This window comes from Aliagarivorans taiwanensis DSM 22990 (assembly GCF_000429505.1).
Taxonomy (GTDB): Bacteria; Pseudomonadota; Gammaproteobacteria; order Enterobacterales; family Celerinatantimonadaceae; genus Aliagarivorans; species Aliagarivorans taiwanensis.
In genome coordinates this window covers 55,428-74,799 of the sequence record NZ_AUBZ01000010.1, presented here as the reverse complement: position 1 = coordinate 74,799, position 19,372 = coordinate 55,428, and the positions used below count along the sequence as shown (strand labels likewise).

Below are 19,372 nucleotides of genomic sequence, written 5' to 3'. Positions count from 1 at the left end.
TAAAAACTTATCAAGATCAATACCGTGAGACATTCCACGGTATTGAACAAGGGCGTTACTCGGAAGCAACCTTAGCCGGTTGCAGACCCAAGCGGCGCTGGATAAACGCCAGCAACATGCCGTAGAGCGGCACAAACAGCGACAGATTCACCGCCACCTTAAATACATAATCGACCCAAGCTATCTCTACCCAGTGCTCAGCCATAAAGGCATCGGAGCTGGCATAGAAGGCCACCGAAAAGAACAGCATGGTATCGGCCAAGTTGCCGAAAAAGCTCGAGGCGGTCGGCGCAATCCACCAACGCTTGTTGCCGCGTAGACGGTTAAACACCTTCACATCTAACAGTTGGCCTAGCGCGTAAGCCAGGAAGCTCGCCAATGCGATACGCGCCACGAAGGTGTTAATCACCAACAACTGGCCAAAACCTTGGAAGGCCCCTTCAAAAAACAGCACCGATACCACATAACTCGACACCAGTGCCGGCAGCATCGCCGCAAAGATAATCTTGCGGGCCCGCTCGGCACCGTACAGGCGCACAGTTAAATCGGTTGCCAGGAAAATGAAAGGAAAGGTAAAGGCTCCCCACGTGGTGTGGAAACCAAAGATAGTAAACGGAAGCTGCACCAGATAGTTGCTGGCTGCAATCGTCACAACATGAAACAGTGCCAAGATCAGCACATTGCGCCGCTCAAGCGCAGAAAGGGATGTTAACCACATGGGTAGTACCTTCTTTTTGTTAATTGGGGTGAGAGAACCCAAACACCAGTTTTCTATGCCCTGAACCCGTACAGTTGTTAACCAGCGAGTCACAAGGGGGCGCGATATTCGCACACTTTGTCGGTATTTTCACCCATTTATTGGCAAAATTTTGTATTTATTTTGCTTAGAGGTGATGCATTTGTGGTCAGTTTGCTTAAACGAGAACCAAGCAAGGGCCGCGCGCTATGCTTGATCGGCAATTTCTGGTAACAATGTGGGCGCTAAAAGAGAAGTCTTATTAAAGGATCCGCCGTGTCAGGCCTATTACGAATCATACTTATCGACACCCACCTCAATGGCGTGGTCGAACTGAAACTGGACCAGCATAGTAATATCTGCGGGACCAACGCCTCGGGTAAAACCACCCTGCAACGTTTGATTCCGGTATTCTATGGCGAATACCCCAGCCGAGTTGTCCCCAGCACCCGCGACAGCTTTGAGCGCTGGTACCTGCCGCGCGAAGCCAGCTACATCAGCTATGAGTATCAACAGCATGACGGCCAAATTGCTCAGGTGATCCTCTCCAGCGCCCGCGAAGAGCAAGGCGTCAAGTATCGCTTGGTGGGCAAACCTTTTGATCTGGAAGACTTCGTTAAACAGCGCAGCGACACCGGCATTCTGTGTTTTAGCCCCGACGAGTTAGGCCGCGCCTTCAAAAAACGCGAATACCAAGAGCAACCGGTGGCGGTGAGCCGCATGCTCAACACCCGCCAGTACCGGGCGATTATCCAGAATGACCGCGGCCTGCAGCTAGCCAGCGATGGCGATATCAAGCAGTTGGCACAACGCTTCTCGATGTGTGACCCGCGCCATAGCCTGCGCCATATCGAGAAACTGGCCAAGGCAGTGCACTCCAAAGAAGGCAAGATGGAAACCATCAAATCGATGATTGCCGCCATCTTGGAAGAGGACGGGGTATCACTCACCCCCACCAAAGTGAATGCCGCCAACGCCCAAAGCTGGATCCAGGAAAGCCAGTTGATTGAGCACTTCGAATCGAATCGCCCGAAGTTTGTGAAGTTGGAGCAGTCCTTCCATCAGCTGCAAAGTAACCTCGAGCGCCTCAGTCAGCTTAACCGCTACCTGAAGAATGATCAGGCGCTACTGGCCGCTGACAGCGAGTCCCAGCAAAACCAGCAGCAAGGCGCCAAGCTTGCGTTGCAGCAACTGGAAACCCAGTGGAAAGAACAAAGCTTCGAGCTGCAAAAACGGCTGAGTCAGGCGCAAGCCGATGAGAGCACCTTCGACGAGCAGCTCAACCAGATTGAAGACCAGTACAACCACTGGCAAGACAAAGAGATCGACAGCTTGGTGGATGAGCTAGAGCTGCTGCCAGGCCGCCGTGAGCAGCTAGCCGAGGTGACCCAGCGCCACCAGCTGTTAACCGAGCAGCACAGCAACATCGAGGCGGCATTTAACCAGCGCAAGAGCGAAACCAACGAGCAGTTGAATAACGCCCTTGCCAAACTGCACCCAGAGCTGACCACCATCAGCGAGCAGCTCTCCCGCGAGCGTCAACAGCAGCAACAAGAGATCAGCCAGCTAGAGCGCCAGCATCAGCAGCAACAGAGCGAGCTTAAGCAGCGTTTCTCCGAACAGCAGCATCAGCGCCAGCTCGAGCAGGTGGAGCTAAAAGCCAAGGCCGCTAACTTGGGCTTCGATGCCGAGCAAAACAACCAGCTCAACCAGCTGGATACCCGCTTAGAAGATGCCCAAGCAAAGTTACAGCACTTTAGCCAGCAGCGCCGCAAGCAAGAGCAGCTGCAACGCCAGGCGCTGGACAGCCAGCACGACTGCGACAAGCGCCTGACTCAAGCGCGACATGAGGCGCAAAGCGCGTCGCGCCAGATTGCTGATTTGCGCGAGCAGCTGCACCCGCAAGATAACAGCCTGCTGGCCAACCTGCGCAGCGAAGCGCCGGGCTGGGAAGAGCACATCGGCAAGCTGATTGCCCCCGAGCTACTCAGCCGCCGCGACCTGAAGCCGGAGTTCCACGGCGAGTCCGATAGCTTCTTCGGCCTCAAGGTCGACCTCAAAGCCATCGAACTGCCTGCGCATGCCAAGAACGAGGCTCAGCTTAAACAAGAGCTGCAACTGGCAGAGGCCGAGCTGGAGCAGTATCAGCTTCAGCAGCAACAAGCCGAGCAAGCGCTCGCCGAGGCCAACAGCGAGCTGCAAAAGGCCAAGTTCAGCCTTAACCAAGCCAGCTCTGCCGAGGCCAATGCCGAGGAAAAACTCAGCCACCTGCAACAAGAAAAGCAGCTACTCAAAGAGCAGTTTAACCAGCAGCTGGAAACCCGCCGCCTCAGCCTGCAACAGCAGCTGACCCAGCTGCAAAAGGCGCTCGACGCCGCCGATGTGCAGCACCAAGAGCACTTAAGTGAGCAGGAAGAGCAGGCCCAAGAAACCCGCCTTGAGAAGATGGCCTGGTGGCAAGAGCGAGTCGATGAGCTGGAAGATAAAGAGCGCCGCGCCAAGCAGCGCATCAGCGAGCGCCAACAACAAGCCAAGCAAGCGCTTGATGAGGCCGAGCAGTGGTATCGCGCCGAGCTGCAAAACCAAGGGCTGGACGATGCCATGATCATCGACCTGGCCAACCAGCAGAAACAACTGAAACAGCAGATCCTAAGCGCTGAAGAGAGCCAGGATCTGGTGAACGAATACCGAATCTGGCACAAACAGGTGTGGCTGCAGCAAAAACCGTCGCTGCTAGATAAGCTGCAACAGGCCAAGCAAGACCACAGCCAAGCCAAGCAAGACTTCGCTCAGGCTCAGGCAGCCTTCAAGGCCAGCCAGCAACAGCAGCAAAGCGAGCTCAAGCAGTTACAGCAGAAGCTCGACGGGCTCACCGCCCTACAAGAGCAGCTGGCAGGCCAACTCAAACAGCTTAAGCAGCTACAACTGCCGCCGCTCAGCAGCGAGCAGCTAAGCGATCCAGACCAAGCAGCGATAGCCGAGCATCTGCGCGAAGCCGAGCAAGCCTTGCACCAGCGCAAGCAGCAGCTGCAGCAAGTTGAAGATGGGGTGCGCAAGTTTGATAGCCTGCTAGCCCAGCAAGCCGGCAGTGAGTTCAGCGATATCTGGGAGCGAGCACGCCAAGAACACCTACGCTTGGATGCCGACGGCGATAGCATCACCGATTACGTAGCACTGGTGCCGACCTTGAGCGATCTGCTTAACGGCCTGCTACCGCAGAAGATCCAGGGTCTTATTGAGTTGGGTCGCAACTTCGGTATGAGTATCTGTAACTTCTACCAGAACCTGCGCGATATTGATCAACGCATCGAGAGCCAGAGCCGCCGCATCACCAAGGAGATCGGCGAAGATCTGAGTCTTGATGGCGTCAGCGGCTCGGCAGTGAAGATCCGCTCCAAGATCGCCGAACTGGAGTTCTGGGGTGAGCTGGAGAGCTTTGTCAGCCACTACCAACAGTGGGAAAAACAGGGCTTTAGCCAGCTGCCTGAGAGCGACTATGCCCTGTCGATGAAGCAAGCGCTGGAGATCATCGGCCGCAGCGCCCTTAAAGAAGGGATTGGCCGCCTGCTGATGGTGGAGCTGCACCTACGCGAAGGCAACAGCGACCTGATCATCCGCACCGATCGCCAGCTCAACGAGAGTAGTAGCCACGGTATGGCCTACCTGATCTTGTGTAAGTTCCTACTGGCCTTTACCCGCCTGCTGCGTGGTAATGCCGACAGCGCCATTCACTGGCCAATCGATGAGCTGGGCACCCTGCACCAAAGCAACGTGAAGAAGATCTTCCAAGCCTGCGATCACAACAATATTCGCATTCTCGGCGCCTTTCCTAACCCCGAGTCGGAGGTGCTGGACTTGTTCACCCACCGCTACATCATCAACCGCGAGAAGCGCCAGCTACAAATCGTGCAGCCACGGGTAAGCGCGCTGCAGCAAAAACTCGAACAAGCCCGTAAAGCGAAGGAGGCCAGCTAATGAGTGCCGCAATGACCGAGAATGGCCGCGTATTAGAAGCCCTGCTACAAGGCCAGTTTATCTGTGCCGTTAGCGATGAAGACGCCTTCAGCTACTTAGGCTTGGAGGCTAACCGCGCCACCATCAACCACCAGCTCGCGCCGCTGAACCGCCGCCTAGCCAGCGCCTGCGACGGCGAGGTCTACTTCTGCGCCTATGAGGTGCTGGGCGATGATGAGCACCGGGTGCTGAGCTCGCAGTTCCAAGAGATTGCCACCCACCTACATCCTTTGGTGGAGTGGCTGCTGCTGGCGCAAGAAGCCCAAGGCAGCGATGCGCCGCTATCGGCCGGCGATCCACTGCGCCTCAACGAGCTACAGAGCGTGATTGAAGACACCCCAGCGCTGCGCGAGCAGCTGGCCAAAGTGGCCCAATACCGCCTGTTTGGCTCTACCAGTAACTCGGTGGATGGCCAGCTTAAGCAGGTATTCAAGCGCTTAGTGGAACACGGCTACTTTATCCGCCCCAACCCCGAGCGGCTGATCTACACCGCCACCGCCAAGCTGGACTACCTCTACGAGCTGCTGCGCTTTATCGATGAGGCGGAAGACCTGGCGCTCGAACAGCACGCCATGGATGCACTCAATCAGCAGGAGACCTTGCTGTGAACCCCAACCTGCTAAAAGCCGGTAAGCGCCTGTTTAAGCTGTTGGATCGCAACAGCGAGGCGCTAATGGAAGGCTATGCCAATGGTCAGCTAGACGAAGCCGAGCTGGACGCTAAGCAAGCCCAAGCGCTGCTGCAGGCAGGTTTGGTGTTTCGACCTGACGCGGATAGCCCGCTGATGCTTAGCTCCAACCTGCGCAGCCTGCTGGAAGAAGCGCTCAGCGATATCCGCAACCGCGAGATTGATGCCAACGTTGGCACCCGCTTAAACAGCCTGAAAACCCTGGCCAGCCACTATAAAGAGGCGCGCCACCAAGGCGATCTGGCCGCCGCCGATGCCTACTTGCAGGATCTGACCCAGCACACCTACCAGCTAACCGAGAGCCTGCGCCACAGCACCCGAGCGCTGTGGAGCCGGATCAACAACGAGTTTGGCTATGTGGCCAGCCTCAGCGCCAAGATCCGTGAAAACCAACTGGCTCAGCAACAGGTGAAAGAGCTGCTCGACAGCCTGTCGCTGCTTAGCTTTGAATCGCTCAGCCAAACCGCTGGTGATATTCGCGAGTTGCGCCGCTTGCTGGTGCTGCACTTAGCGGTAGCGGTGGAAGAGTGTACCCAAGAGCTGGCCGTGGTGCAGTCGCGCCTGTTGGCGCTGCTTGGACGCTTCCGCGAACTGCGCGGCAAGGCGCGCTTGCTCAAGGGCTTTGCCCTGCACTGCGAGCGCCAGCCCGATTACCAGCCGAAGGACTGGACGCTACAAAGCCAGCTACCTGATCTGCTGAATCAATCGCCAGCCTGTATTCGCCCGGCAGCGGTGGACATCCGTCATCAGGACCATGAGCAGCAGCTGCTGAGTTTGGCCAGCAAGCTTAAGCCGCGCCGCCATAATCAACATGAGCCGGAAGCCTCCAGCGAGCTAAGCTTGGAAGCCAGCGAAGAGTTCGCCCTGAGTGAGCAGCAGATCAAGCGTGATGTGGAAGACTACTTAGTCTCCAGCTTCGATAGCCTGCAACAGCTGAGCGCCTTGGATTATCTGGAGCAGAATGAGCTGACATGGCCAGCCGAAGTGTGGCTGTATCAGGTATGGGGTAGCTACCACGCCCTGCCCGACGAACAGCGCCAGTACTTTAGTTTGGAGCATCACGAAGAAGACTATGGACAGTTTACCGGCAACCGGATTGTGACCGACATTACCGTGGCGGTCCGCTGATATGGCACTCGGGGCGAAGCACCGTAAGATGCTGGAAGGCTGGTATCAGCAGCACAAGCCCCGAATAGCCCTCTACCGCGGGCAAACGCCGATTGCCGCAGTCTCGGCCATTATCGAAGAGTTTGATTTGGCCGACCACATTCAAGGTCGTGAGCTACTGCTCAGCGCGACCACCTATCAAGAGCTGGCCGAGCTGTGTAAGAAGCGCAAAGGCTGGGATCTGGCAAACCCGGTAAGCAGCCATGCCAGTCGAATCACGCTGTCTGAGCACGATAACGAAAAACACGCCGATAACGCACCTGACAGGAATTACCTGCTATGCCGAGACCTTCATCAGCTACTTAGGCTATTGGGCAAGCCTGCTACCCTACCCGAAGGCATCAGTCTGCGCCTACCCTACTGGCTAGTTCAGCTAAGCGACTATCAAAATCTGATTCTGGTAGAAAACCTGGATGTATTTGACCAGTTTGCGCAGTTTGAACTGCCTGATTCAATCACCCAACATACCACGCTGCTGGTGTACCGCGGCGACGCTGATTATCCCGGCCATGCGCTGAAGCAACTGCTAGCCTCAGCACACGCAACACTAAAGGTTATCAGTTGTTGTGATTTCGACCCTGCTGGATTTGCTATTGCTCACTCCTCACCCACCATCACCCATGCCCTATGGCCAAAGCTTGAGGCCGACCACATCAAGCAAGCCCAAACAATCAAGCGCCGCGAAGACTACCAAAAGCAAATCAAACGCTTAGGTGGAAAAGAGCACGCCAGCCAACGTTTAGTTGGATGGCCAGAGCAATGGGCACGATGCCTGCATAATAAAACCAGCGTAATTCAACAGCTTATGATCAAGCTGCAAATTCCGCTTTTCCTCGAAAAGCGGCAACAAGATCAAGCAGAATAACCCGCATACAAAGCGCTAATCGGTTGTTTACGCTGGAGCTAATTGCAATAGTGTGAGATAAATCCCACTTATCGCTGACGTTTTTTTGCACGATTAAATAGTGCTAGGCTATTTAACTGGTCGGATCTTTCCTTTAGAATGCGCCGCCACTGTATCCATATGGGTTAAACGATGAAAGTAGTCGATTTTATCAAGACCAAGCGCGAAATCTTGGCGAACAATCCTCTGGAGCTAAAGGACTGGCTTTCACCATCACTGCGTGACTACTGGATGGAATTCCTGAATAAGGCGAATCAGACTCAACTGGCGAGTCAGGTTCGCGAGAGCTTGGTGAGCAATGGCCAAGCCACCAGCGCAGTGAACGGCAGCGATGCCGAAACAGCAATCGCAGTAGAGCCTGCGAAGCCCGCTATTGAATTGAGCGCAGACGCGCAAGCGGAGTACGACACGCTGTTGCCACAGGTGGGCGAAGAGATCCACGTGGGCGAATGGCTGCACCTGGACCAGGCGCGCATCAACGAATTTGCCAACGTCACCATGGATCATCAGTGGGTACACACCGATCCTGAGCGTGCCGCCAGCGAATCCCCCTTTAAGACCACCATTGCCCATGGCTTCCTAACCCTATCGCTCATCCCTTACCTGAGCGACAGCGTCAATCCTGAGCAGCCACAGCACCCCAACGCTAAAATGGTGGTGAACTATGGGCTGAATCAGGTGCGTTTCCCTTATCCACTTAAAGTCGGGAACAACGTGCGAGCGCGCACAAAATTACTTAGCGTGACCCCCATAAAACGTGGTCTGGAGCTAGTAAAAGAGATGAAAGTGGAGATCGAGGGTTGCCGTCGCCCGGCATGTGTGACTGAATCTGTAATCAGACTCTATTTCTAAGGCCTGCCTCAAGCCCAAACAGTGAATGATGCAGGCGTGTTGGAGAAATGCCCATGCCTGCAGAATTTCAGCTTCACTCTTCTCAGCACCTGCACCTTGGTGCCCAATCCTATCGCTACCTATTGTCTGAGCCCTTAGGCTATCAACCGGCCGACGGTTGGCCCATGGTGGTATTTCTGCATGGCCGTGGCGAGATTGGCGGCGATATCAGCCACCTTGAAGACTTTGGGCCACTGCGCTATCAGCAGCGCCATCAGCTGGCCGCGTTCACCCTTACCCCACACGTACCGGAAGGACGCATGGGTTGGGAGCTGGATGAGCTAGAGAGTTTGTTAGACAAGCTAATGGCGCGTCACCCAATCAATCCTAAACGGGTCTACCTCACGGGCCTGAGTATGGGCGGCTTTGGCGCACTTAACTGGGCATTGCGTTCCCCACAGCGCTTCGCTGCCCTCGCTCCCATTGCCGGTGGCGATCCCAACTTGCTGGCTCCTTGGTCGATGCAGTTGGACGCCCGGCCGATCTGCAGCACCCTTTACAAACGCCTCAATGATCTGCCCATTTACCTAGCTCATGGCCTGCTCGACGATGTGGTGCCCGCCAAATTCTCTCAGGAGCTGTTTGACACCCTGGGACAGTTGCCAAGAGAGGCCCCCCTCAACTACATCCAATACCCGCAGATTGCCCACCCTTCCTGGGAGCCAGTCTATGACTCTCCCGCCTTTTGGGCATGGCTGCTGGAGCAGCAGCAATCCTCGGTTGCAGATAGCGAGCCGGTAGTCGCTGAGATGCACGAGTATCAAGGGCGCTATGGCAGTGAAGGCGATTTTGTCACCATCCATCAAGGTGGACGCTTGGAGCTGCACTGTCAGGACCAAGAAGGTCAGATGATGGAGCTGCCACTGGCGGCGATGGGGGAAGATATGTTCAGCTGCAGTATTGGTGTACTGCGCTTTATCCGCGAACAGGGCGAGCTGAAACAGTTAGTGCTCGCCCGCCTGGCCTTGCTCGATAAGCTCGATTAATCGAGGATCCGCTTACTGTAACAGCTGGTATCGATATCCAGTAGCTCTACCGAGAGTTGCTGGACCTTAGACGCTTGCTCTGCACTGCGCCCTGGGAACAAGTGGATGCGCAGATGCACAAAGCTTGGGTCAGCAAAATCGGCTTGGTAGTAGGCAAAGCAGCTAACCCTGATTTTTACTGTTCCTTCAGCAAACAGCTGGCTGTCTTTGGCACAGCGATAGACCGCTTGAACCAGCGCTTGAACATCCAGCGTTTCTTCCAATTCACCGGCATATTCAATCAGGCAATGGGGCATGGCTTGCTCTCCTTTTCGAACTAATACCAATCTACATAAGTAACTGATCATTCTTGCTGGTTAAAATCATTGATGACAGCGTCAACGCTTTTGTAATTAGTCCACTAGTTACGGCAAGCGCCTCCTTGTCCTCAATGATTTTCCCTGCGCAATATCTGATCATTAACTTATCCAGGTTGGAATAATTTCAACTAGTCAAATTTTAGGCATTGTGGTGGACAATGCTTTCGGGTAATATCCGCGCGATTTCGCTCCAAAGTAGACATGGATCACAGTTTTGGCGCCTGCGATAAGGATAACTGCGCCCTGCCTACGGAGTCCTTACTTAGCATATTTAGGATCACTGTTACATGACAAGCCAAACCACTGCCAACCCAGCACCGCTGGGCCTGATGGGCTTCGGTATGACCACCGTACTGCTCAACATCCACAACGCGGGATTCTTCCCAATCGATGCCATGATCTTATCGATGGGTCTGTTCTACGGTGGCTTGGCACAGGTAATTGTCGGCATCATGTGCTTTAAGCGTGGCGATACCTTCGGCACTACTGCGTTTACCTCGTACGGCCTGTTCTGGCTGACCTTTGTTGGCCTGTTGGTCATGCCGAAGATGGGTCTGGCGGAAGCTAGCCCGCATGCTTACATGGGCTGGTACCTGGCAATGTGGGGACTGTTCACCGCCTTTATGTTTGTTGGCTCACTGCGCTACCCCGTTGCCAAGCAAGTAGTATTCGGCAGCCTGACCATCCTGTTCTTCCTGTTGGCGATCCGTGATTTCACCGGCAGCGAGCTGATCGGCACCATTGCTGGTTGGGAAGGTATCTTCTGTGGCCTGTCTGCCATCTACTTCGGTATGGCACAGGTACTGAACAACGAATACGGCCGCGTGATCCTGCCTATCGACCGTAAAAAGCCAGAACTAAAACTGGCTGCAGCAGCTTAATTGCTCACCTTGGGCAAGCGCATCAGCTTGCCCTTGCCTGCCACTGCAACAGTATGATTCTGTTGCGCTTCACCTTTCCAGTTCGCACTCCTTGCCCGGGTAATCAAAGCGCTGTAAATTAGTTGCCAAGTCGTTAAATACTTAAGTACTTGCTGTGACTTTATCCCCCAAATTACTGCTTTGTGCAGCTGCAGTGGCCGTATTGGGTCTGGCGAGCGGTTTCCTCGCTCAGCAGTTTGTTCGCTCATCGCTGGCGCAGGTTTATCACGCTTGTGAGCTGGATGCTCAGGGCAGTTGCAGCTGGCTGGTCGAGCAGCAGCAATGGCAGGTATCGCTGCCAGGGCGCGAGTTGGCCTCTATGCAACTGCATCCGATAGATATCCAAACCAGCAGCGAGTTTGCGCCAGAGATCACCATGACCATCGCCGGCATCGATATGTTTATGGGCGAGATCAATCAAACCCTGCAGGCCGATGAACATGGCCGCTATCACAGTGAAGTGTTACTGCCTTACTGCACATCGGGAGAGATGCGCTGGTTGGTACGCATTGAATCCAACGATCCACAACATCCCATTCAATTAGGCTTTGAGGTAAACAGTCAATGAAGACGTGGCAGTGGATCGTGACGATCCTGATAAGTTTCGCGCTGGGCTTCGCCAGCTTTCGCTTTTTTGCCCCCGATGAGCCAGCACCAATAGCTGCTGCGCCCGCTTCAACAGCGCCCATTCAGGTGCCCGCTGAGCTACTCAACATCACCAGCAGCGACGGCCGCTTTAGTGGCCTTCAACCCGCGCAAGCCCTGTATATCGCCTACTTTGGCTTTACCCATTGCCCGGATGTCTGCCCCACGTCTCTGGCGATGCTATCAGGGGCCTTTAACGCCTTGAGCCCTCAGCAGCTCGCTGCCGTACAAGGCCTGTTTATCACTTTAGATCCCAAACGGGACACCCCAGAGAAAAGTACTGTGTACGCAGGCTATTTTCATCCCAACATCGTCGGTCTCACCCCACATGAGGGCCAGCTACTGGGCTTGAGCCAGCAGCTGGGGGTGTATTACAAGTATGTCGACACGCCTGACTCAGCGATGGAATACAGCGTGGACCACAACTCGTTTTTCTACCTGCTTGACGGACAGGGTCACCTGCTGGAGCGCATTCCCCATACCTTGGATCCTCAGCCCTTGGTTGATGCGATCATCGCTCACATAGACAACTAAACATTTTTCACCGGAGATACCTATGACACGGACGTTATTCATCTCGCTGTTGCTTAGCCAGCTTGGCCTGCTCAGCATTCCCGCCTTCGCCGAAATCATTATTGCTCATCCCTATGTGCGCGCTACCCCTCCGGGCGTGACGACCTCCGCCGCCTTTATGCATATTAAAAATGATGCGGCGTCTTCGCTCAGCTTGGTCGGTGCAACCAACCAACAAGCCAGCAAGGTAGAGCTGCACACCATGGTGCAAGAGGGCGATATTATGATGATGCGCCAAGTCGATACGATTGAGCTTCCAGCCAATAGCGCCGTGATGCTCAAACCCGGTGGCTTACATGTGATGTTGTTCGGTTTGAAAAAGCCTCTAGTGGAAGGAGACAGCCTGGAGTTGGAACTGCAGTTTAGCGATGGCTCAAGCCAACAGATTAGTGCGCCAATCAAGAAAGTGGCAGCGGGCATGCAACATCATAAGCATCAGCACTAAACGCTAAGCAATACGACAAGCAATAAGCATTACCAAGGCGAGAGCTTGCCTCTCGCCTTGGTAATCGATAACTAACGCTCCATAAAATCATCAATCACCAAGCCATAGTCCCGCGCTGACACAGCCTGGATAATCTCCTCTTCCTCAAAGCCATTTAGATCGATCAGCTTGAAGGGGCACTGCGCATCCGTGGCCAAGTCGAACACCTGCTTAACCTTGGGTCGCAGCGGCTTCATCTCGTTACGCTGTACCACCACCGCCAAATGATCCGATTTAAGCTTCACCATGGTCCCTACCGGATACACACCAATGCAGCGGATAAACTTCTCCAGCAACACCTTGTCACATTGGGCACCAGCGCCACCGAGTAAGGTCCGAAATGCCTCGGTTGGCGTCATACCACTTTTATAGACACGGTCAGCGGTTAAGGCATCGTAGCAGTCCACAATAAGCGCCATACGCGAGTAAACGCTCAGTTGATTGCCTTTGAGGCCCAAGGGGTAACCGCTGCCATCCAAGCGTTCATGGTGGTTGCTGGCCACCTCAATCATAATCTCACTGAAGCCGCGCTGTTTACTTAAGATCTCTCTGGAGTGGACCACGTGCTCACGCATGATCGTCAGCTCAGCATCATCTAGGCGACCAGCTTTATGCAGTACCTCGTCGGGGGTCATGATCTTGCCGATGTCGTGAAGCATGCCGCCAATCAACAACTGGCGCTGTACCTGCTTATCCATCCCCAACGAGCGGCCAAAATACGCTAATAGCATCCCAACATTCAGCGAGTGCTCCATCAGATAACGGTCTTTGGCGCGGATCTTGGCCAGGCACAACAGGGCATCGCTGTTGTTATCCAATGAATCGATTAACGCGCCAGCGGCCTTCTCCATCGGCCGGATATCGATGGGCTCCCCTTGGCGTAGCTGCTCAAAGTACTTCCCTTGCAGCGATTTTGCTTCGTTGAAGATGGCCTTAACTTTAGTGCCTTCGGTAGCCGGTTCTGGCTGCGGGGGGGATTCAGGTAGCTTCTTCTCTTCCAGCTCTTCATGCTCGCTAGAAAACTGGTGGGGAGCATCGAGTTGAACTTTGACTTTCCGAATACCTTTTTTTTGCAGTAAGGCAATCTGCTGGGTGCTGGAGATGCGACCAGACTGGGACAACGAGGCTTTACCGGATTGCTCCGCAATGCCGACCACAAGCATGCCCACCTGTAGCTGGTTAACGGGAACCACGGTTAGCTTTACACCACTATTCGTCATTCGTATTTGTGCACTCCGTGCGTTTTAGATGGTTCGCATTCCCTGCGCCGTGAGTCCACTGGCTTCAATCTCTTGGGCCAGCTCATGTACTTTCAGTTTCTCTAAGGCACTGAAGCCTCCCTTTTTAGGGCTGAGGGAGGAAAAGTTCAGCGTACCGAAAACCCGCTGTTGATACCATATCGGGGTGGCGATATAGCTCTCTAATTGCAAGGCTTGGTAGCAAGGGTGCAGGCTCCAGTCGCTGAGCTTGGCCACGTGGTCGATGGCAATCATCTGCTGTTGCTCAACCACCGCCTGACAATAGGTGTTGGTGAGCTCATAGCGGTCGCCTACTTCAACAAAGCCTAGCTCTGAGTAGACGTGCAACACCAAGTAATGGTCGCCATCCACTTGGCTGATAATGCCCATCTCCATACCCAGTTGCTGCGTATGCTGTTTTAACCAGTTGTCCCAATCCATGGCAAGGTCAAGTAATTGTTAGTTCAATCAAAAAGGTAAACTATTTTCAGGGATTTCGCGATCCTCGTATACTCACAGTATGGATGCTATCACTATTGTTCGGATTACTATTTTCCTCGGTCTGTGCGTGAGCTTGCTGCTGCTGGAAGCATGCTGGCCAAAGCACAATCGGGCTATTCCGCGTAGCCAGCGCTGGCCGGCCAATTTTGCGATCCTGGCCTTGGGGCAGGTCCTGACCCGCTTACTGCTTCCCTTATCTGGCGTTGGTCTGGCTTGGTATCTGCACGCACAGGGATGGGGGCTGGGCAACTGGCTGTCGCTCCATCCGCTGGTTTGGGGCGTGGTCTGTATACTGCTGTTGGATGCCCTGATCTACTGGCAGCATCGGCTGTTCCATCGCATCCCTTGGCTGTGGCGTTTGCACCGAGTCCATCATGTTGACCAAGACTTCGATGTGAGCTTGGCACTGCGCTTCCACCCCATCGAGATCGTGCTGTCGCAGCTGCTGAAACTGGCGGCTATTGCGTTATTAGGTGCTCCGGCTTTGGCAGTGGTGGTGTTTGAAATGCTGCTCAATGGTATGGCGATGTTTAACCACGCCAATCTGGCCTTGCCCGAGCGCTTGGAGCGCTGGCTGCGTTATCTGGTGGTGACCCCAGATATGCACCGCATCCACCATTCACAGCGCCCGGATGAGCACCACCGCAACTTCGGCTTTAGCCTGTCATGTTGGGATCGCTTGTTTGCCAGCTACTGTCATGCGCCGCTAGAGGGCCAGCAAGGCATTCAATTTGGTCTGAAGAACTGGCCGGATAGCCGCGATAATCAGCGCTTACTCGGCCTGTTGCTGCTACCGTTTCGCAAGCGCTAAGCGCATACTGCGCCTCGGAGCGGAACTCAAAGCCCTGCTTTTGAGCAAGCTCGGGTATAATAGCCGCGCTCGTAATTAACCCTTCTCTGTATAACCTAACTGGCTGCAAACCAACGGGAAACCATGTACACCGGACTGTTATTGATCTTAGGCGCCTTGTTCGCCGGCTACTGTATTCGCATTCACTCTCGTTCCCTACAGTTGGTACTGCGCCGCTTTAGCAGCGCCATGCTCTACCTGATTCTGTTCCTGATGGGCTTTGGCCTGGCCTTGGTCGAAGACTTAGGCAGTAACCTACTGGCGATGCTGCAACAAACCCTGTTCTTGGTCGGCGCATTGCTTATCGCGAACTTAGGCTGCTTGTATCTGATTGGCCGCTATCTGGCGATGCCAAGTCCTCACAGCGAAATCGCCGGTCAATCGAAAGGCGCCTCACTGGCAGAGCCGCTGCGACTGATTGCCACTGTGGGCGTCGGCCTGCTACTGGGTTTACTGCATGGCCAAGCGCTCCCCGCCCAGTCTGCTATTGCCGAATGGGCGCTGGTAGCGTTGGTGTTTGCCATTGGTATCGACCTGCGCGCTGCCGGAATCAGCCTGCGCCAGCTACTGCTAAATCGTCGAGGCTTGCTGATCGCCCTTACCGTGGTGGTGAGCTCAATGCCGGTGGGTCTAGCGGCGGCCTGGTATTTTGAGCTGCCGTGGGCGGCAGGCCTGGCGATGACCAGCGGCTATGGCTGGTACTCGCTGTCGGGGGCGCTGATTGGCGACGGCTTGAACCCGGTTCTGGGCAGTACCGCCTTTATGGTGGATATGGGCCGGGAGCTACTTACCTTGCTGCTGATCCCCGTACTGATGACACGCAGCCCAGCAGCCATTATCGGCTATGCCGGGGCCACCGCCATGGACTTCTCACTGCCGATGCTGCAACGCGCCGGCGGCAACCAGATCGTGCCGGTTGCCATCGCCAGCGGCTTCATCCTCAGCCTGCTCTGCCCACTGCTGGTACTATTCTGGCTCGGCTTGGTCTAGCCGAGCTACCTCTTCTCTGAGCAGCTCAAGGTCGCCCGGGAAGTCGTGCACCAGCTGATGGATCCAATCCTCCACGTTGTCTTCCCAGGCGGGCAGCTCGGGGCTTTGGATCTTGTTGGCCAAGCGCTGTAAACGCGCCAAGCCCACCGAACCGGCAGCACCCTTGATCTTATGCGCCTCACTGGCAATGCCTTCCTGATCCTGAGCGGTCAGGTTCGATTCGAGGATCTTCAGGTAGTCCGGCATCACCTCCGCGAACAGCTCCACGCTGTCGATAAAGATCTCGGGACCAAGGTTCTCAACAAACTGCGCGATTAAGTCATAGTCGAGCACCGGTTTCGAGCTGCGGCTTAGCACCACATGGGACGGTAGTTTCTTGGCCGCCGCCTGGCGCTCGGGCTGCTGCTCCTGCTCACCGATATAGAAAATCTTGTTCAAACAGCCAACCATCGCGTTGTAGTTAATCGGCTTGTTGACGATATCGATGATGCCCGCCTCATCAAAATCGGCCCGCTCGCGGATCACGTTAGCAGTCAGGGCCACCAATGGCGGCAGGTGTGAAGCGGGGAAGCGCTCGCGAAGTCGCTTCGCCACATCAAAGCCAGTCATATCTGGCAGCTGTATATCCAGCAGGTACAGGTCGAAGTCATCGGGGTTGAAGTTATCCAAGGCCTCGGTGCCGGTCATCGCCACCGCCACCGTGTGCCCAAGCTTCTCCAGCAGCGCTTTGGCGATGGTAACGTTTAGCTCCACGTCTTCCACCAGCAGGATCTCCAACGGCGGATGCTCAATCTGCTCAGCCTGTTCAGGCAGGCTGTCTAGTTCCACCTCCAAACTGATGGTAAAGCAGCTGCCCTTGCCCGGTTCACTCTCCACCTCTAAATCGCCGCCCATGGCTTGCACCAACTGACGCGAGATGGCCAGACCGATGCCGGTACCGGTGGCCTGCTTGCTGCCTTTGGCCTGATAGTACATGGCGAAGATCTGCTCTTGCTCCTCTTCGGGGATCCCGGGGCCGGTGTCATGCACCTCGATGCGCAGGTCTACGCAGTTATCGTGCTCGCTTTCAAAGGCGCGCACCACCACCTCAATCTTGCCAGACTCGGTGAACTTCACCGCGTTGTGGCACAGGTTCCATAGCACCTGCCGCAAGCGAGTTGCATCGCCATTGATCACCGTGGGCACCGGGCCGTGTTGCTCCATGCTAAATGCCAACGACTTGGAGGCTACCTGCAGGCGGGTCAGGGTTTCGATATCGGTCAGCAATGCTTGGAAGTCCATCGGCGCTAAGGCCACTGCAAAGCGGCGGCGATCCAGCTTATCCAAGTCGATGATGTCGTTAAAGATGTTCCCCAGCGAGGTCGCGCTGAGCAAGATGGTGTTCACCTGCTTGCGCTGCTCTTTATCCAGCGGGGTATCCAGCAGCATTTGGCTCAGCCCCACAACACCATTAAGCGGGGTACGCAGCTCGTGGCTGAGGGTAGAGATAAACTGGGTCTTATCGCGGTTGGCCTTCTCCACGCTGGCTTGGTGCTGCATGCGTTCGGTGATGTCCCGGCCAAAACCAAGCAGCCCCAAGCGCTTACCGGTGTGCGCATAAAACGGCACCTTACGCAGCTCGAAGTAGGCCTTGCGACCATCGGGGTATTCCAGCCACTGCTCATAGGTCACCAGGTCATCGCTTTCAAACACCTGCCGGTCGGTTTCGATGATCCGCTGTGCCACTTCGTCGGGATAAACATCGTAGGGGGTGAGGCCAATCAGCTCTTTCTCGCTATGGCCGGTTAGCTCTTCGTGGGCGCGGTTACAGCCGTAGAAACGCCCCTCTTCGTTGCGGTAGTACACCAGATCGGGGGAGCTGTCGATAAAGCTGCGCAGCAGGGCGTAGCGCTCATCGGACTCGGCTTGGGCGATCTGACGCTGTTTCACCTCGCGCTCGAGCTTAAAGATCGCCTGACTCCGTTCCGACTCGGCGCGCTCACGCTCTTCGATCTCGCGGTTGAGTTGGTCGATGTTAGCCTGCAGGCGGTTGGTCATCTGCAGGTCTTTGGCACGCATCTGCTCGAGTTTGCGGATCATCCCGGTCAAACGCTGACGCGACTCTTCCAACTGCTCGACGATCACCGACATAAAGAACACCGCCCACGGGGTGATGATCAGGCCGAAGAACACCGAGCGCACCAGATCCACCGAGGATACATCGCCGGTCAGCGCAAAGGTTACGCTCACCTGAATGGTTAGCGCCACCAAGATAATCAGCACCGCTAAGGTCGCACTAAACCTCACCACGCCAAGGCGCGACAACAGGAATACGTAGTAAGTAGCGAGCTTCTTAAATGGATGCATGCTTATCTTCCGTTAGCTATCTGGAGGGCCGAATAATACCCCCATAGAAAGTTGGTTAATTTTGACTTGGCTTTTATGGTATAACTAGCCAACTTTTTTCCCTCTCCGCTGTTCATCCCAGCTTTTCGCACACTAATTGGAGTACTTGGTGCATGCCTAAGACAATGCCTGACATCGCGAACACCTCTCGAGCCAACACTGAGGGCACCCTCAACTGGGTCGGGATGGGTCACATCGAAATGCCCATGATGGCTGCATTCGATGGACAGGCGCCAACGCGGGTCAGCACCAAGATCGACGCCTTTGTAAACCTGGCTGATCCCAAAGCAAAGGGGATCCATATGTCGCGCTTGTACCTGCTATTAGATGAGCTGTCCACCAGCGGTGTACTCGATTATGCCAGCATCAGCAGCCTGCTCGAAGGATTTATTGAAAGTCATCATGAACTTAGTGATCGCGCCAAGGTCACCTTCCAGTTCGACTATCAGCTGCGTCGTCACTCACTGATTTCCAAAAAAGAAGGCTGGAAAAGCTACCCGCTAACCATCACCGCCGAGCTGAGCCCGCAAGGCCTGGATGTTGAGCTGGGCCTTGAAATCCCCTACTCATCCACCTGCCCATGCTCTGCGGCGCTGGCCCGTCAGCTGATCCAAAAGGCCTTCAGCGAACAGTTCGCCGAGCAATCACAGCTAGATGCCGACACGGTTTACCAATGGCTGGGCAGCACCCAAGGGATTGTGGCTACCCCGCACAGCCAGCGCAGTATTGCCGAGTTGAAGATTAAACTGCAGCAAGGCGCTGGCGACATGCCCTTTGTGTCGGTCATCGATGCTGTGGAAGATTGTCTGAAAACCCCGGTACAGGCAGCAGTGAAGCGCGAAGATGAGCAGCAGTTTGCCCTGCTAAATGGCCAAAACCTGATGTTCTGTGAAGACGCTGCGCGTCGCGTCAAGCACTGCCTGGAGCAGCGCGCTGACGCGCAAGACTTCTGGTTGAAGGTACACCACCTGGAAAGCCTGCACGCCCACAATGCGGTGGCGGTTGCCACCAAAGGTATCTCCGGCGGCTACACCGCCTAAT

18 protein-coding genes are annotated in these 19,372 nt (G+C 55.1%); 13 read left to right on the top strand and 5 right to left on the bottom strand.

The window, feature by feature from the left end; all coding sequences use genetic code 11:
- Window positions 1–55: 55 nt before the first annotated feature.
- Window positions 56–718: a 7-cyano-7-deazaguanine/7-aminomethyl-7-deazaguanine transporter gene (locus G462_RS0108440; protein ID WP_026958616.1), complete on the bottom strand. Its 663-nt coding sequence runs from the start codon at window positions 716–718 to the stop codon at window positions 56–58.
- Window positions 719–1,012: 294 nt separating this feature from the next.
- Between G462_RS0108440 and G462_RS0108435 the strand changes: the two genes are divergently transcribed.
- From G462_RS0108435 to G462_RS0108410, 6 genes are all read left to right on the top strand, one after another.
- Window positions 1,013–4,711, top strand: a complete 3,699-nt coding sequence (locus G462_RS0108435) for an ATP-binding protein (RefSeq protein WP_026958615.1) — start codon at window positions 1,013–1,015, stop codon at window positions 4,709–4,711.
- Window positions 4,711–5,358 carry a hypothetical protein gene (locus G462_RS0108430; RefSeq protein WP_026958614.1) on the top strand — a complete coding sequence of 216 codons (648 nt, stop codon included), beginning with the start codon at window positions 4,711–4,713 and terminating at the stop codon, window positions 5,356–5,358. Before G462_RS0108435 ends, G462_RS0108430 begins: the two co-directional genes overlap by 1 nt.
- On the top strand, window positions 5,355–6,566 hold the full coding sequence (locus tag G462_RS0108425; RefSeq protein ID WP_026958613.1) for a hypothetical protein: 1,212 nt from the start codon (window positions 5,355–5,357) through the stop codon (window positions 6,564–6,566). Before G462_RS0108430 ends, G462_RS0108425 begins: the two co-directional genes overlap by 4 nt.
- Before the next feature lies 1 nt (window position 6,567).
- Window positions 6,568–7,470, top strand: coding sequence for a DUF7281 domain-containing protein (locus tag G462_RS0108420; RefSeq protein WP_157378583.1), 903 nt, complete (start codon window positions 6,568–6,570; stop codon window positions 7,468–7,470).
- Between the two features lie 171 nt (window positions 7,471–7,641).
- Window positions 7,642–8,361: a MaoC family dehydratase gene (locus G462_RS0108415; protein ID WP_026958611.1), complete on the top strand. Its 720-nt coding sequence runs from the start codon at window positions 7,642–7,644 to the stop codon at window positions 8,359–8,361.
- 53 nt (window positions 8,362–8,414) lie between these two features.
- Window positions 8,415–9,386 carry a carboxylesterase family protein gene (locus G462_RS0108410; RefSeq protein ID WP_026958610.1) on the top strand — a complete coding sequence of 324 codons (972 nt, stop codon included), beginning with the start codon at window positions 8,415–8,417 and terminating at the stop codon, window positions 9,384–9,386.
- Here G462_RS0108410 and G462_RS22150 read toward each other — a convergent pair.
- The gene (locus G462_RS22150) at window positions 9,383–9,682 is read right to left on the bottom strand and encodes a 5-carboxymethyl-2-hydroxymuconate Delta-isomerase (RefSeq protein ID WP_051326620.1); all 300 of its coding nucleotides are present in this window, start codon (window positions 9,680–9,682) and stop codon (window positions 9,383–9,385) included. The genes G462_RS0108410 and G462_RS22150 overlap by 4 nt on opposite strands.
- Before the next feature lie 350 nt (window positions 9,683–10,032).
- Between G462_RS22150 and G462_RS0108395 the strand changes: the two genes are divergently transcribed.
- The 4 genes from G462_RS0108395 to G462_RS0108380 all read left to right on the top strand — a co-directional run bounded on the left by G462_RS0108395 (window position 10,033) and on the right by G462_RS0108380 (window position 12,328).
- Entirely contained in the window at window positions 10,033–10,626 is a 594-nt protein-coding gene (locus G462_RS0108395; RefSeq protein ID WP_026958609.1) for an acetate uptake transporter, read from the top strand.
- Window positions 10,627–10,780: 154 nt separating this feature from the next.
- Complete coding sequence (locus G462_RS0108390) at window positions 10,781–11,233, top strand: hypothetical protein (RefSeq protein WP_157378582.1); 453 nt, start codon at window positions 10,781–10,783, stop codon at window positions 11,231–11,233.
- 17 nt (window positions 11,234–11,250) lie between these two features.
- Complete coding sequence (locus G462_RS0108385) at window positions 11,251–11,844, top strand: SCO family protein (RefSeq protein ID WP_169720153.1); 594 nt, start codon at window positions 11,251–11,253, stop codon at window positions 11,842–11,844.
- Window positions 11,845–11,866: 22 nt separating this feature from the next.
- The gene (locus G462_RS0108380) at window positions 11,867–12,328 is read left to right on the top strand and encodes a copper chaperone PCu(A)C (RefSeq protein ID WP_026958606.1); all 462 of its coding nucleotides are present in this window, start codon (window positions 11,867–11,869) and stop codon (window positions 12,326–12,328) included.
- 71 nt (window positions 12,329–12,399) lie between these two features.
- On the opposite strand, the gene G462_RS0108375 is transcribed toward G462_RS0108380, so the two are convergent.
- Together G462_RS0108375 and G462_RS0108370 are read right to left on the bottom strand one after the other, a co-directional pair.
- Complete coding sequence (locus G462_RS0108375; RefSeq protein ID WP_035477248.1) at window positions 12,400–13,587, bottom strand: cyclic di-GMP phosphodiesterase; 1,188 nt, start codon at window positions 13,585–13,587, stop codon at window positions 12,400–12,402.
- 24 nt (window positions 13,588–13,611) lie between these two features.
- Entirely contained in the window at window positions 13,612–14,046 is a 435-nt protein-coding gene (locus G462_RS0108370; RefSeq protein ID WP_026958604.1) for a GAF domain-containing protein, read from the bottom strand.
- Between the two features lie 79 nt (window positions 14,047–14,125).
- On the opposite strand from G462_RS0108370, the gene G462_RS0108365 reads away from it, so the two are divergent.
- On the top strand, window positions 14,126–14,917 hold the full coding sequence (locus G462_RS0108365) for a sterol desaturase family protein (RefSeq protein ID WP_026958603.1): 792 nt from the start codon (window positions 14,126–14,128) through the stop codon (window positions 14,915–14,917).
- Between the two features lie 123 nt (window positions 14,918–15,040).
- A complete protein-coding gene (locus tag G462_RS0108360) occupies window positions 15,041–15,946 on the top strand; it encodes a LysO family transporter (RefSeq protein ID WP_026958602.1) in 906 nt (301 codons plus the stop codon).
- Here the strand turns inward: G462_RS0108360 and arcB are convergent.
- Window positions 15,923–18,292: an aerobic respiration two-component sensor histidine kinase ArcB gene (gene arcB / locus G462_RS0108355; protein WP_026958601.1), complete on the bottom strand. Its 2,370-nt coding sequence runs from the start codon at window positions 18,290–18,292 to the stop codon at window positions 15,923–15,925. The two genes, G462_RS0108360 and arcB, sit on opposite strands and share 24 nt — an antisense overlap.
- Window positions 18,293–18,444: 152 nt before the next feature.
- Between arcB and folE2 the strand changes: the two genes are divergently transcribed.
- Entirely contained in the window at window positions 18,445–19,371 is a 927-nt protein-coding gene (gene folE2 / locus G462_RS0108350; protein WP_026958600.1) for a GTP cyclohydrolase FolE2, read from the top strand.
- The last annotated feature ends 1 nt before the right edge of the window (window position 19,372 follow it).